This window comes from uncultured Capnocytophaga sp. (genome assembly GCF_938029845.1).
GTDB lineage: Bacteria > Bacteroidota > Bacteroidia > Flavobacteriales > Flavobacteriaceae > Capnocytophaga.
Genome location: NZ_CALHGG010000079.1, coordinates 1 through 13,046, shown reverse-complemented (window position 1 = coordinate 13,046; position 13,046 = coordinate 1). Strand labels below are relative to the sequence as shown.

Genomic DNA, 13,046 nt, shown 5'->3' with positions numbered 1-13,046 from the left:
CGGTAGGGGTTTTTACATCCTCGAATTTCTTAGAGTTGCGCTTGAATTCTCTAACTACCCGTAACTGCCGGTTCTCAAAGTTGAGAAACTCAAACTCTATATAGATATGGTTGGACTTGAGATTCATCATGTTGTACCCCCTTTTGTCAGCCTTGTTCAGGCGTTCGGTTTCTCCATATAGGGCATAGGTAATAGCCTCCAAAATAGAGGATTTCCCAGCACCTACTGCGCCAAAGATACCAAATAATCCAGCACTGGTAAGGCTTGTGAAGTCAATATGTTGTCTTTCTTGGTAGGAATAGATTCCTTCGATAGTGAGATATAAGGGTAGCATTATTCTATATTGATAGCTTCGTTGAACAAATCTAAAATCTCCTGATTAGGGGCTATGCCGCCATTTTTATATTTGAAATAACTTTCAAATAGGGGAGTAATATTCTCAAAATTAATATCTTGCAGTGATAATTCAGTAGATGAGGTATGCTCTGCAGTAAGTAGTAGTTTAGGAATGAGAAAGACAATTCCCTCATGGGTATTGTATATTAATTTTCTATCTTCAGCCCTTAAGTATTCTTTCAGTTCAAGGGTAAGTTCTACCCAAGTATTGGGATTCTCTCTGAGCCATTTGGTTGCTTCCTCTATAGAGGCAAATTGTTTTCTGACCAACGGTTTGCCTTGGGTAAGGGGTATTTTGTTAAGGCTTATCGCCTTGTTAGGCTCCGCCTCTATGATGGCCACATATTTTTGTTGTCCAGCTTCACTGAAACTATAACATAGGGGAGAGGAGGCATATACAATAGGCTTTTCCTCGCTACCGATATTTTTGAATCCGTGTAAGTGTCCTAAGGCGGTGTATTGTATCTGTGGAGGAATGGCATCGGTGTAGATCATGTCTGCATTTCCGATTCTTATAGGGCGTTCTCCTTCGGGTTCCTCTAAGGATTCCCCATTCTTAGGATTCATGAACAGATGAGCAGTAAGGATATTTACTCCTTTGCTATCACAGTAACGCTCTGCAAGCGCTTGCCATTTGTTGGATAGAAATTGATTGATAGAAAGCTGTTTGTCTCCTTCTAACTCTTGTCTAAGGCGTGGTTCATTGGCATAGGCTGTATGGATAATTCTCAGGGGGTAGGGATAGGAAGATAGTTTTATCTCTATAAAACCTTCTGAAGAATGAGTAATCTTGAAATTTTCTGTTTCCAAAGGAGTGACCACAGCATAAGGCTGACCTATGAGAAAGATACCACATTCACGAGCTAAGGGATCAGGGGCATCAATGAGCTTAGGAGCATCGTGATTACCAGAGATAGCAATCACAGGGCGATACCCCCCTAGGGAAAGCCTCTTGACAGTCTTGTAGAATAGTTCGATAGCATCAGTATTGGGGGTGAAATTATCAAAAAGATCTCCAGCGATAATTACCACATCTACCTTTTGTTTATCAGCTATTTGTACGATTTCTTCCATTACAGATCGCTGCTCTTCTATGCGGGAGAAGCGATCTAATTTTTTTCCTAAGTGCCAGTCAGCAGTATGAAGAATTTTCATTGTCAAATCGGGTATAAAATTTCACCAAAGAAGTATCTATGAAAAAATCCGTAAAATATATATTTCACGGATTCTTATAAAAATAATATAAACTATAAAAACTACAATTTTCTAAAGTTTGATTAATCACCTAACACAGCAGGTTTTCCTTCTTTAGTTATGTAATTAATTTTCAAAGCATTAATCTCTCTCAACTGTTCTTTCAAGTCTCCAATGATTCCCATTTTGGTATGCTTATCAATCTTTAAGGAGGTGATAAATACTTCTTTGTATCTTTCTTGTAGCCCTTCTTTGTATTTAAGGATAGGGGTACCTACCTGATCTACATCTACAAACACATCATTAATCTGAAGTTTTGCATTTTTTCCAAACTTATCTTGATATCTTTGTAAAGGCTCTCCTGCATATACATATATAACAGGGTCTTTCTTATCCAATTTTTGTACTTGATTAGCCGATGGAATGTCATTGGCTACTTTTATTTCCCCATCTTTAGTTTGGGTAACAGTCATAAAAAAGAACAAAAGCATGAAGATAATATCAGGCAGAGATGCAGTTGAGATAGGAGGTACCTCATCACTTTTTTTCTTATTGAACTTTGCCATAATTCTAAATTATTTATCTTTTTTTACACTTGCTTCCACCAATTTTCTAGGAAATAATTCTTGTAATTTTTCCAACTTTGGTCTTAGTTCATTTTTTCTCTTTTCAGGGGTTTTTGCAGCATTGAATTCTGCATCCATCTCTGTGTAAGTAACTTCATTGGGGAACAATCTTAGTCGCTCTCTTTCACGTAACTCATTGTAGGCTGCTACTAGTTCATTTTGTACAGCGATATAAGTCTCGTAATTGGTTTCTCGGTCATTTTGTAAGGAGATAACCGCTTTATTAGGATTGTCTGATGAAGCAGGGTCATGTTTGCCTTGGCAATAGCTACAAGCCTCTTCGGCTTTTCCACCTCCGTTGTCCAAAAATTCAACTGCTTTTTGTCTAAGGTTCTTTATATCTAATATTTGATCCTCTACGAGAAGTTGATTATTTTTGTTGACTAATACTACGAACAAATTACGTTCGTTGATAGGAGGCTCTTGTTGTTCTTGTTTGGGAACTTTAGGCGGTAATTTTGCAGCTATTCCCGCATTGGATGTGATGTCGGTCGTTACAAGGAAGAATATAAGCAAAAGGAATGCTATATCCGCCATAGATCCGGCATTTACTTCGGGTACTGAACGTCTTGCCATTTTTTAAGTTCTTTTAATAACTGAGAAAACTACAGACACTAACGAGATGAGTATGAGCAGATAAGTGGCCATAATACCAGCACTTATCCATTGGTAGTTACTGTCTGAACCAAACAATACATAGGAAAGAGGGTAGGATATAATAATTACTCCTAAAAAAGCTCCTGCATAGAGTAAGGTCTTTTTAATTGATTTAGGTGAGGATAATATGTTCTTTACAGCAGAAGAAATAACTACTACTAATCCAATGACCAATAGCAAATAAGCTACGCCGAACATACCTACCATAGGGAAATTGTCAATGCTGTTCTTGGTCTCATCGGAACTAACCATAAGCCAACCGCAAAGAACAAGTCCTATAACGCCCAAAATAAGCGCTATTAATCTTGATATTTTGTGCATGGATAGAGATTTTAAGGGTTAGTAATTATTTTTTGTAAGCTACCAATAGGTCAACAAGTGAAATAGAAGCATCTTCCATATCATTTACGATACTATCCACTTTAGCTACAATATAGTTATAGAATACTTGAAGAATCATCGCAACGATAAGTCCAAATACAGTAGTAAGCAACGCCACTTGGATATCTCCAGCAATCAAAGAAGCATCCAAACCACCTGCTAAACTGATTTTCTCAAATGCTTGAATCATACCAATTACTGTTCCCATGAACCCTAACATCGGAGCGATAGAGATAAATAGGGAAATCCAAGATACATTCTTTTCCAAAAGCCCCATTTGTACACCTCCGTAAGATACAACAGATTTTTCTACGATATCAATACCTTCATCTACGCGATCAAGTCCTTGATAGAAAATAGAAGCTACAGGACCTGCAGTATTTCTACATACTTCTTTAGCTGCTTCTGTACCACCATTCTTAAGAGCATCTTCTACATTTTCCAATAACTTTTTAGTATTGGTAGTGGACATAGTTAGGTAAATAATACGCTCAATAGCCACAGCAAGTCCAATGATAAGACACAAGAGGATAGGTGCCATATAGGCAGGGCCTCCCTTAATGAAGTATTCTTTAAAACTTTGATTTACACTTCTCTGAGTTGCTTCTTGAGCAAAAGTAGCACCAACATTTATAAAAAATAATGCGGCTAAGGCCAACTTTGAATACATTTTTTTCATTTTTTTCAATTTTTTAGGTGGATATTAAATTAATAAAATAAAGCAGAGAGGAAGGGATTCGAACCCTCGATACGCTTTTGGCGTATACACACTTTCCAGGCGTGCTCCTTCGACCACTCGGACACCTCTCTAAATAAGTATCATTTTACAAGCCGCTAAATTACAATAAAAAAATGATACCTCAATCTTTTTTAGTAAAATTTTATGATATATCTCCTTGTATTTCTTTTTCGTATTTGATTTTCAGAGTTTTGTTATCTAGATTCTTTCCTAATAAATACATCAATTTAGTGATAGCAGCCTCACTAGTGAGGTCTTTTCCGTTGATAACCCCTATATTTTCAAAGTGAGAACCCGCTTCATATTTGTTAGGAAGCACAAATCCACGCATACATTGTGTAATATTGACTACAGTAACTCCTCTTTTTATGGCTTTTTCTATGGTTTCTAAGAACCAATCCTCAGTAGGTGCATTCCCCGAACCAAAAGTTTCCATAACGACTCCTTTAAGAGAAGGAATACTCAGAATGCCTTCTAATATAGGTTGAGTAATATTAGGGAAAATCTTCAAGAAAGCTACATTGGGGTCAAATTCAGTAAAGAGTTGTAGTTTCTCTTCAGGTATTCTTTGATATAGGTATTCATGATGTATTTTTAAGTGCACACCACTTTCAGCTAATATGTGATAGTTTGGAGAGTCAAATGCTTGGAAATTCTCCGCATCAATCTTGGTAGTTCTATTTCCTCGGTATAGCTTATATTCAAAATATAAGCATACTTCTTGAATAATAGGTTTGTTGTTTTCTTTCAAGCTAGCAAGACGAATAGAAGTGATTAGGTTCTCTCTCGCATCGGTTCTGAGGTCTCCTATAGGAAGCTGTGAACCTGTGAAGATTACAGGTTTGGCTAGGTTTTCTAACATAAAGCTCAGTGCAGAGGCTGAATATCCCATGGTATCACTTCCGTGAAGGACAACGAAGCCATCGTAACTGTCATAATTCTCCTTAATACTTTGGGCAATTCTTTCCCAATGGGAAATATTCATGTCCGATGAGTCAATGGGAGGATCAAAAGAGACGTGATTTATATCACTATCTAACTGAGAAAGTTCAGGCAATCGCTCTTTGATTTTTTCAAAACGGAAAGGGCGTAACACTCCTGTTTCATAATCCTTTACCATCCCGATGGTACCTCCTGTGTAGATGAGGAGAATTTTTGTTCTATTAGTCATAATTTTAATTTATTAATGACAGGATTGGCATACATTTCTAAGAATTTTTTACGAGAAATATTGCCTTCCGAATTACTTCTATTCTCTAATCGTCTCTCAAATTGTCTAAGTTCTTTCTCTGTATATTTGTCAGAAAATCTTTCCATATCGTTGAGCAAATCATAAGCTATATAATTACTTGCAAATAGCTTATACTGGGAATGGATCCTGTTGTCCATAAGCTCCACGAGTGTTTGTATCTGTCGGTTGGTATGCTCTTCTTGCTCGGCGATAACGTCTAATTCTTCATATAGGGGTCTTCCTACCGAGATATGCACACAGCCTTTCTGTCCTACAAGGCCTTGTACAATATTATTGTAGTCTTCATTTTCTTTTTTGACATATTCCACCCCATGATGTTGTGCCAGGAGAGCGGGAATCTTTAGGATATCAGTAGGATCAAACTCGTATGAAATTGCCATAGGAACTATATGTAACTGTTTGAAATAGTTCATCAGAGACATGTTATTTGGACAATTCATGGAAAGCATCTTGATAACACCTTGTTGGGTACGATCATCCCCATCCTTGGTGCGTCCTTCTCGCTGTGCAATCCATACAGAACGATTCTTCTCAATCACACATCGAGCGATGAATTTGGACACTAATTGAGATTTCTGCAAAGTTTCTCTTGGTGATAATCCTCTGTGTATAATGAAATTGCGATTAAGCTTGGCAAAGGCTAGTAGGAAAGGGGTATTAACCAAATTGCTTCCCATGGCTGAAGCAGTCATCTTAAATCCTTTTTCATGTAATAACACATTTAAAAAAGAGGTGTCTAGTATGATATCTCTATGATTAGAAATAAATAAATAGGACTGAGAAGGATTGAGGTATTCAAAGCCTTCATCGGAAAGCTGTGTAACACTCTTATTAATAGCGCTCTTAATAATAGGATACATGATCCTTGACTGAAAATCTCTTATTTTTTTACACGAAAGAAATAGCTTCATCTGCTCCTGCTCACTAAGCTTGGGAAAGCCAAATTGCAGTAATTGATGTATGGTGGGGTTGTCCTTGATATAATTCAATATCTCAGACACCTCACTATCGTGAAAAGGGCGTATTTGAGAAAAATCAGTCAAAATATAGAGGTTCAATAATAACAGTGCAAAGTTACACAAAATTTATTAAAAAAAGAACAATCAGAGTTTGAAAATTTTGAGTGCGTTAGTTGTAGTTTGTTTAACAATCTCATTTTCAGAAACTTCATATAGTTCAGAGAGTTTTTTAATCACATAAGTAAGATAGCTACTTTCATTGCGCTTTCCCCTGAAAGGTACAGGAGCTAAGTAGGGAGAATCGGTTTCTAAAACGATGTGTTCCAAAGGTATAGAATTGAGAAAGGTATCTATTTTTCCATTCTTAAAGGTAACTACTCCTCCTATACCTAATTTTAGCCCATAGGAGATAGCTTGCTCAGCTTGCTGTTTATTTCCTGAAAAACAGTGGAATATACCGAATAATTCGTTGTCTTTTTCCTCTTCAAGTATCTGGAAAATCTCTTCAAAGGCCTCTCTGCAATGAATAACAATAGGGAGCTTATGAGCCTTGGCTAAGTGAATTTGTTGGCGAAAGGCTTCTTTTTGAGCTTCCAAAAAGGTGCGATCCCAATAGAGGTCTATTCCTATTTCTCCAATAGCATAGAAGCTTTTTGGGTGTGTCTGCATAAGGGCAATTATATGGGCAAGTTCTTTTTCCCAATCTTCTTTCACACTGCAAGGGTGCAGCCCGTTCATAAGGAACACTTCCTTAGGGTATGCTTTTTGGAGGCGAAACATACGTTCAGTATAGGTAGAATCTATCGCAGGGAGGAAGAATTTTTCTACTCCTATCTCTATAGCTCTTTGGATAACCTCCTTATAATCTGTATCAAACTGTTCTACATACAGATGGGTATGTGTGTCAATAATCATCTCTGAAAACCATTTTTAAAGGCTTGCAAAGGTAATTATTTTTGAAGATTAGAAATGTTAAATTTGTTATAATCTAAATAAAATACATCGTCATATGGAAAAAAAATTGTAAATTCGCAGTACTAAAATAAAGAGATATTAACATGAAAGAAGAAAAAAGTCTGCCCACCTTAGGGGAGTTTATCATTGAGAAACAGCGTGATTTCAAGTACTCTACAGGGGAATTATCACGACTTATTAGTTGTTTGCAGATTGCTTCAAAAATGGTTAACCGTGCCATTAATAAGGCAGGTATTGCTAATGTTTTGGGAGCTGTAGGCAACCAAAATGTACAAGGCGAAGAACAACAAAAATTAGATGTTATTGCCAATGAGACCTTCATCAAGTCTCTTTCTCAGCGCGAGGTAGTCTGCGGAATAGCATCTGAGGAAAATGACACTTTTATTGAAATTAAGAATGGAGAAAACTCAGAACTAAGCAAATATGTGGTGCTCATAGATCCACTTGATGGATCTTCCAACATTGATGTAAATGTTTCGGTAGGTACTATTTTCTCTATCTATCGAAGAATAACTCCTGAAGGTACTCCTGTACAATTGGAGGATTTCTTGCAGAAAGGAGTAAACCAAGTAGCTGCAGGATATATTGTGTATGGTTCTTCTACTATGTTGGTTTATACTACAGGTAAGGGAGTGAATGGCTTCACCTTGGATCCATCTTTGGGTAGCTACTACCTATCACACCCTGATATGAAATTTCCTGAAAAAGGAAAGATATATTCTATCAATGAAGGAAATTATATAAAATTCCCTCAGGGAGTAAAGGATTATATCAAATATTGTCAAGAAGAAAAAGATGATCGCCCTTATACATCTCGCTATATAGGTTCTCTGGTATCAGATTTTCATAGAAATATGATCAAAGGAGGTATCTACATGTATCCTTCTACTTCCCAGTCACCTAATGGAAAACTACGTTTGCTCTATGAGTGCAATCCTATGGCTTTCCTTACAGAACAAGCAGGAGGAAAGGCTTCTAATGGCTTCCAACGAATTTTGGAGATAGAGCCTACAGAGCTACACCAGCGTACACCTTTCTTCTGTGGAAGTAGTTCCATGGTCAATACTATAGAGGAGTTCATGCAAAAGGCAAAATAATGAATGTATAATAGAAACACATTTGCTTGAGGGTGTAAGGCTTTAGCCTTACACCCTTTTTATTTTGATTCTTTTCCTGCAAGAATTATTACAAATTCTCCTTTTGGATTTTGATTTTGAAAATGGGTTAAAAGTTCAGCCAAGGTGCCTCTTAGGGTTTCTTCATGTATTTTGGTAAGTTCACGGCTGATACTTGCTTTGCGCTCACTGCCAAAAAACTGGGCAAACTCCTCTATTGTCTTTACCAGTTTGTGAGGAGAGACATAGAAGATGATGGTTCTAGTCTCCTCTATTAGGTTTTTTAGGCGAGTTTGTCGTCCTTTCTTATCTGGGAGAAAGCCCTCAAATACAAAACGATCATTGGGTAGCCCACTATTGACTAAAGCTGGTACAAAAGCTGTTGCCCCAGGAAGAGTTTCCACAGGAATGCCTTCTGTGATACATGCTCTAGCCAATAAGAAACCAGGGTCAGCAATGGCAGGAGTACCTGCATCACTGATAAGGGCAAGCTCCTTGCCTTCTTTGAGTTTTCTGATCACTCCTTCGAGAGTTTGGTGCTCATTGAACTTGTGGTGAGCAAGCATAGGAGTGCTTATGTTAAAGTGCTGGAGGAGTTTGCCACTGGTACGTGTATCTTCTGCCAAGATGAGATCTACCTCTTGGAGTATTTGTAAGGCTCTTAGAGTAATATCTTGCAGATTACCAATAGGGGTGGGGATTAAATAGAGCTTTCCCATTATCCAAAACGTTTAGAGACAATATAAAAGAACCTATCCTCATATTCTTCCTTTCCTTGCCAATTATTGTAGGAAGGTTTTACCTTCTGAAGAATAAACTCCCAACATTCGTCAGGGGTATGTAGATTATTGATCATACCAATAGCCTTGTTGTATTCATCTATACTTCCATCAAAAAGATGTGTAACAAAGGCAATACGGTCATTCAATCCTATCTGTAATTGTTTGGATGCTATATGATCATTGAGAGTTTTAGGAGCCTCTGCTTGTGTTTTTTGAGTAGGTGTTTTCTCCTCAAAGATAACCTCTTTTTCAGGGGCTTGCGAGCGAATATTCTCCCATGTATTGTTAGAGTTATGAGGCTCTGCTTGTACTGGAGTTTCTTTTTCTACTTTCTTAGTAGTAGGGGAGGGAGTGGCAGAGGTGTTTTTTTTAAGTGTTTCAGGATGATTTTTTTCTAAGAAATTGAATAACAAAGCCCTTTCGTAAAGCTTTTGTAATTCCTTAACTAAGAGTTCGGAGTTATCCAAGAAAGTAGGATTGGTGAGTATCTTTTGAGCAATTTTCACCATATCTATTTGAATTTCTTCTTTCATAAAATAATATTTTTTCTTGTGATGTGTTCAAATATTTTTTGTATCTTTGTCCTATATTATACAAGAGGCTTTCTAAGAGGTCTTTCTTTATCTAAAGGGAAGAAAACCAGAGGATTGTGTGTATTTGAATACAATTATAGAAGTGCCTTTGGTAAAATAAGGGACAAATATACGAATTTTACCCTAAAGATTTATCTTTTCCAAGATAAAAGACGGACATTTTATTGGTTTAAAAGTGTTTTTGTCTACAAATACAAGTGTCGTATTAGCCTTGGAAAGTAGTTGTTTTTGCTCATTGAATATCTCATATTCAAAAGTAATTTTGGAGGTAGGAAGCTCTTTTAGGGTTAGGGTAATGGAGAGTAGCTCGTCATATAAGGCGGGTTTCTTATAATCAATTTGTAGGGAGACCACAGGCAACATAATGCCTTTCTCTTCTAATTCTTTGTAGGATATACCTAAGCTGCGAAGCCACTCTACACGGGCAATTTCTAGGTATTGTGGGTATATACCGTAATATATAACTCCCATTTGATCAGTCTCCCCATAGCGGGTGCGCACTTGAAAGGTAAATGAATTGTTCATGTTTCTTTTATTTTAATTGGTTGATAATTAATTAGATAATAATATTTTTCGGAAAAAGGCAAAAAAATTTTTTTTATTCAAAAAAAAGTTGCATTTTTGCCCAATAATTTCACCCCTCATTTTTGAAACGCAAATATATAAAATTTCTTATAACTAATGAATACCGATGTACGGAATATTTGGGAAAATTGTTTATCCTTTATAAAGGATAATGTATCCACTGAAGTGTTTGATGTTTGGTTCAAGCCTATAGAGCCTGTTGAACTAACCTCAGATAATACCTTGGTGATTATGGTGCCTAGCATGTTCTTCATGGAATGGCTGGAGGATCATTATATCAACCTGATTTGGAGTGCCTTAACTAAGGAGTTAGGTTCTCGTCCTAAGCTCATCTATAACATTAAGATGGAGAATAATCCTAATAAGACTGAGCAAGCGACAGAACAACTTCCAAGTTCTAATCGTAAGGCTACTAGTATGGAGGTATTGGGATACAAGCAAAAACCACAACAAGCGTATAATCCCTATATAGTACCAGGCCTTGTAGAGATAGAGGAAGTAAAAGTGGATTCTCAGTTGAATCCTAATAAAAACTTTGATACCTTTATTGAAGGGGAAAGTAACCGCTTGGCGCGTTCCGCAGGTAAAGCAATCACTGAAAGACCAGGAGGAACTTCTTTCAATCCTTTATTTATATTTGGAGGAGTAGGGTTAGGGAAAACCCACTTGGCTCATGCTATCGGTAATGAGATACAAGAAAAGCATCCCAAAAAGAAAATTTTATATATTGAGGCAGAGGATTTCACCAAACAATATGCAGTAGCTGCAAAAAATAACAACCGTACCGATTTTATTCATTTTTACCAACAGATAGATGTACTTATTATAGATAATGTACAATTCTTTGCTTCCAAGCAAGGAACACAAGATGTTTTCTTCCAAATATTCAACCATTTACATCAGAATGGTAAGCAGTTAATCTTGACTTCAGATAAGGCTCCAGTGGATATACAGGATGTAGAACAACGCTTACTTTCTCGCTTTAAATGGGGATTATCAGCAGAACTACAAGCACCAGACTACCAAATGCGCAAGCGTATTCTCAAGGCTATTCTCTATCGTGATGGAGTAGAGATGACTGATGAAATTGTGGATTATATAGCCCAGAATGTAAAGACTAATATCCGAGAATTAGAAGGAGTCAATACTTCTTTGGTGGCAGAAGCTCTCTTTAATAAGAAGGAAATTACTCTTGATTTGGCTAAAAAAGCGGTAGATAAGATTGTAAAAAATATCAAGAAGGAAGTTACTGTAGAGTATATTCAGGAAATTGTTTCAGAGTACTTCCAACTTACAGTGGAGGAATTGCAATCCAAAACTAGAAAAAGACATGTGGTACAGGCGAGACAGTTGGCTATGTTCTTTGCTAAGAAATACACCAAGCTCTCTTTGGCCAATATAGGAAAGCTTATAGGAAAGCGTGATCATGCTACTGTGTTGCATGCTTGTAAAACGGTAGATAATCTCAATGAGACAGATAAGCAGTTCCGAAAGTTCTTTGCTGACCTTACAACAAAGATAAATAATCGATAAGAAAATAAATGATATAAAAAAGCTATCCTTTTGGATAGCTTTTTTTATTGTGTATATAAGTTTAAATTATTTGGCAGGAGGATAGATCCAAGTGCTTAATCCTTTGCTTTTTATTTCAGGCATATAGCTTTCAGCTTGAGAGCGAGAACCAAAACTTTTGTAAGCTACTAAGTAATATCCCTTTTCATTCTGTCCGACCATTGTTGCATTGCTATACCCTTCTTTTTTGAGTTGCTTGATACGATTATGAGCATTAGATTCTGAACTAAAGGCACCTGCAATAAGGAAGAAATTTCCAGAAGCTTTTGTGCCAGATCCTCCGCTGTTACTACTACCAGTATTGCTAGTTGAAGTACTTGCTGTATTTTGTTTTGCAGCTTTCTCTGCTTCTTTAGCAGCAAGAGCAGCCTTTTTTTCTGCTTCCTTGGCAGCAAGTGCGGCTTCTTTTTCAGCTCGTTTCTTTTCTTCGTTACGTTTTTTTACCAAAGCAGGATCTTTGCTAACTTGTATAGAAGTGGCTGCTAGCTGAACATCAGGGACATAGGTGGCTTTTGCAACTTCTTCATTGACAAGTTCTTCTACTTTGGTGGGGTCAGCTTGTACTTCCACTACAGTAGGATTCTCTTGGTTATTTAAGAAAGAATAGATAGCAAACCCAATGGCTGAAAGTCCTACAATAGCTACTGCTGCATATTTTATAGGAATAGGCATTTTAGGTTTAGGTTTTCCTGCAGCAGCCTCTTCAGGGGTTACACTAGGGTTCTCTACTAAGCCAGGCTTATTATTTTGATCATTATATATAGGATTGGCTATTTCAACTCCTGTCTCAGTCTTATTAATTTCTTTAGTAGCCACACTGGACATACCAAAAGAATCTGTAAGATAGTTTTCTTTTGACAAAGAAGTGAAAATAATATTATTATCAGTTCCCTTGGTGAATTTTCCTATATTGGCAAGTCTTACTTCTTTTCCTAAACTAAGCTCTTGTTTCCAAGTGGTAACAATTGATTTTATATATCCTTGCGCTTCTTCATAAGAAGAACGCTCTACTTCAGAAATATGTTTGGCTAATAAGCCATCATTATAGGTAAGACGTGCATTAAAAGTCAATTCCTTTTGTGGAGGAGAAAAAGATTTGTCAGCCGCCAATTCAGCAGCTTTCCTGTTGGAAACAAAAGCTCCAAATTCAGGAATGATTACACATTGGTGCTTGAATAACAAATCCTCTATATAAGTATCTAAATTTTTCATATGTCAAT

At 36.9% G+C, this 13,046-nt stretch carries 15 protein-coding genes and 1 tRNA gene; 2 read left to right on the top strand and 14 right to left on the bottom strand.

Annotated features, from left to right (window positions below):
• The 10 genes from Q0625_RS05865 to Q0625_RS05820 all read right to left on the bottom strand — a co-directional run.
• Positions 1-334, bottom strand: a 334-nt coding sequence (locus tag Q0625_RS05865) for an AAA family ATPase (protein ID WP_298824450.1), incomplete at its 3' end; no start/stop codon positions are given.
• Complete coding sequence (locus Q0625_RS05860; RefSeq protein ID WP_298824448.1) at positions 334-1,551, bottom strand: exonuclease SbcCD subunit D; 1,218 nt, start codon at positions 1,549-1,551, stop codon at positions 334-336. The genes Q0625_RS05860 and Q0625_RS05865, both read right to left, overlap by 1 nt.
• Before the next feature lie 122 nt (positions 1,552-1,673).
• Positions 1,674-2,156 (bottom strand): biopolymer transporter ExbD, encoded by a 483-nt coding sequence (locus tag Q0625_RS05855; protein ID WP_021627889.1) that lies wholly within the window; start codon positions 2,154-2,156, stop codon positions 1,674-1,676.
• A gap of 9 nt (positions 2,157-2,165) precedes the next feature.
• The gene (locus Q0625_RS05850) at positions 2,166-2,792 is read right to left on the bottom strand and encodes a biopolymer transporter ExbD (protein ID WP_298824440.1); all 627 of its coding nucleotides are present in this window, start codon (positions 2,790-2,792) and stop codon (positions 2,166-2,168) included.
• A 3-nt stretch (positions 2,793-2,795) separates the two neighbouring features.
• Complete coding sequence (locus tag Q0625_RS05845) at positions 2,796-3,194, bottom strand: hypothetical protein (RefSeq protein ID WP_298824438.1); 399 nt, start codon at positions 3,192-3,194, stop codon at positions 2,796-2,798.
• A gap of 25 nt (positions 3,195-3,219) precedes the next feature.
• Positions 3,220-3,933 (bottom strand): MotA/TolQ/ExbB proton channel family protein, encoded by a 714-nt coding sequence (locus Q0625_RS05840; RefSeq protein WP_298824436.1) that lies wholly within the window; start codon positions 3,931-3,933, stop codon positions 3,220-3,222.
• A 43-nt stretch (positions 3,934-3,976) separates the two neighbouring features.
• Positions 3,977-4,064, bottom strand: a tRNA-Ser gene (locus tag Q0625_RS05835).
• A 71-nt stretch (positions 4,065-4,135) separates the two neighbouring features.
• Complete coding sequence (locus Q0625_RS05830) at positions 4,136-5,164, bottom strand: asparaginase (RefSeq protein WP_298824434.1); 1,029 nt, start codon at positions 5,162-5,164, stop codon at positions 4,136-4,138.
• Positions 5,161-6,288 (bottom strand): 1-acyl-sn-glycerol-3-phosphate acyltransferase, encoded by a 1,128-nt coding sequence (locus Q0625_RS05825; RefSeq protein ID WP_298824433.1) that lies wholly within the window; start codon positions 6,286-6,288, stop codon positions 5,161-5,163. Before Q0625_RS05825 ends, Q0625_RS05830 begins: the two co-directional genes overlap by 4 nt.
• Before the next feature lie 60 nt (positions 6,289-6,348).
• Positions 6,349-7,119 (bottom strand): TatD family hydrolase, encoded by a 771-nt coding sequence (locus tag Q0625_RS05820; RefSeq protein ID WP_298824431.1) that lies wholly within the window; start codon positions 7,117-7,119, stop codon positions 6,349-6,351.
• 143 nt (positions 7,120-7,262) lie between these two features.
• On the opposite strand from Q0625_RS05820, the gene fbp reads away from it, so the two are divergent.
• Positions 7,263-8,276 (top strand): class 1 fructose-bisphosphatase, encoded by a 1,014-nt coding sequence (gene fbp / locus Q0625_RS05815; RefSeq protein WP_298824429.1) that lies wholly within the window; start codon positions 7,263-7,265, stop codon positions 8,274-8,276.
• Positions 8,277-8,335: 59 nt separating this feature from the next.
• On the opposite strand, the gene rsmI is transcribed toward fbp, so the two are convergent.
• The 3 genes from rsmI to Q0625_RS05800 all read right to left on the bottom strand — a co-directional run bounded on the left by rsmI (position 8,336) and on the right by Q0625_RS05800 (position 10,194).
• Positions 8,336-9,013 carry a 16S rRNA (cytidine(1402)-2'-O)-methyltransferase gene (gene rsmI / locus Q0625_RS05810; protein ID WP_298824427.1) on the bottom strand — a complete coding sequence of 226 codons (678 nt, stop codon included), beginning with the start codon at positions 9,011-9,013 and terminating at the stop codon, positions 8,336-8,338.
• Complete coding sequence (locus Q0625_RS05805; protein WP_298824425.1) at positions 9,013-9,609, bottom strand: hypothetical protein; 597 nt, start codon at positions 9,607-9,609, stop codon at positions 9,013-9,015. The genes rsmI and Q0625_RS05805 overlap by 1 nt, the downstream gene beginning before the upstream one ends.
• 183 nt (positions 9,610-9,792) lie before the next feature.
• Entirely contained in the window at positions 9,793-10,194 is a 402-nt protein-coding gene (locus tag Q0625_RS05800) for a thioesterase family protein (protein ID WP_298824422.1), read from the bottom strand.
• Between the two features lie 156 nt (positions 10,195-10,350).
• Between Q0625_RS05800 and dnaA the strand changes: the two genes are divergently transcribed.
• A complete protein-coding gene (dnaA, locus tag Q0625_RS05795) occupies positions 10,351-11,787 on the top strand; it encodes a chromosomal replication initiator protein DnaA (protein WP_298824421.1) in 1,437 nt (478 codons plus the stop codon).
• Between the two features lie 66 nt (positions 11,788-11,853).
• Here dnaA and Q0625_RS05790 read toward each other — a convergent pair whose 3' ends face one another.
• Entirely contained in the window at positions 11,854-13,038 is a 1,185-nt protein-coding gene (locus Q0625_RS05790; RefSeq protein WP_298824420.1) for an SPOR domain-containing protein, read from the bottom strand.
• Positions 13,039-13,046 lie beyond the last annotated feature (8 nt).

Excerpts from the sequence above, each read along its gene's own strand:
- Q0625_RS05860 (WP_298824448.1), bottom strand. The coding sequence starts at position 1,551 with ATGAAAATTCTTCATACTGCTGACTGGCACTTAGGAAAAAAATTAGAT.
- Q0625_RS05855 (WP_021627889.1), bottom strand. The coding sequence starts at position 2,156 with ATGGCAAAGTTCAATAAGAAAAAAAGTGATGAGGTACCTCCTATCTCA.
- Q0625_RS05850 (WP_298824440.1), bottom strand. The coding sequence starts at position 2,792 with ATGGCAAGACGTTCAGTACCCGAAGTAAATGCCGGATCTATGGCGGAT.
- Q0625_RS05845 (WP_298824438.1), bottom strand. The coding sequence starts at position 3,194 with ATGCACAAAATATCAAGATTAATAGCGCTTATTTTGGGCGTTATAGGA.
- Q0625_RS05840 (WP_298824436.1), bottom strand. The coding sequence starts at position 3,933 with ATGAAAAAAATGTATTCAAAGTTGGCCTTAGCCGCATTATTTTTTATA.
- Q0625_RS05830 (WP_298824434.1), bottom strand. The coding sequence starts at position 5,164 with ATGACTAATAGAACAAAAATTCTCCTCATCTACACAGGAGGTACCATC.
- Q0625_RS05820 (WP_298824431.1), bottom strand. The coding sequence starts at position 7,119 with ATGATTATTGACACACATACCCATCTGTATGTAGAACAGTTTGATACA.
- fbp (WP_298824429.1), top strand. The coding sequence starts at position 7,263 with ATGAAAGAAGAAAAAAGTCTGCCCACCTTAGGGGAGTTTATCATTGAG.
- rsmI (WP_298824427.1), bottom strand. The coding sequence starts at position 9,013 with ATGGGAAAGCTCTATTTAATCCCCACCCCTATTGGTAATCTGCAAGAT.
- Q0625_RS05805 (WP_298824425.1), bottom strand. The coding sequence starts at position 9,609 with ATGAAAGAAGAAATTCAAATAGATATGGTGAAAATTGCTCAAAAGATA.
- Q0625_RS05800 (WP_298824422.1), bottom strand. The coding sequence starts at position 10,194 with ATGAACAATTCATTTACCTTTCAAGTGCGCACCCGCTATGGGGAGACT.
- dnaA (WP_298824421.1), top strand. The coding sequence starts at position 10,351 with ATGAATACCGATGTACGGAATATTTGGGAAAATTGTTTATCCTTTATA.
- Q0625_RS05790 (WP_298824420.1), bottom strand. The coding sequence starts at position 13,038 with ATGAAAAATTTAGATACTTATATAGAGGATTTGTTATTCAAGCACCAA.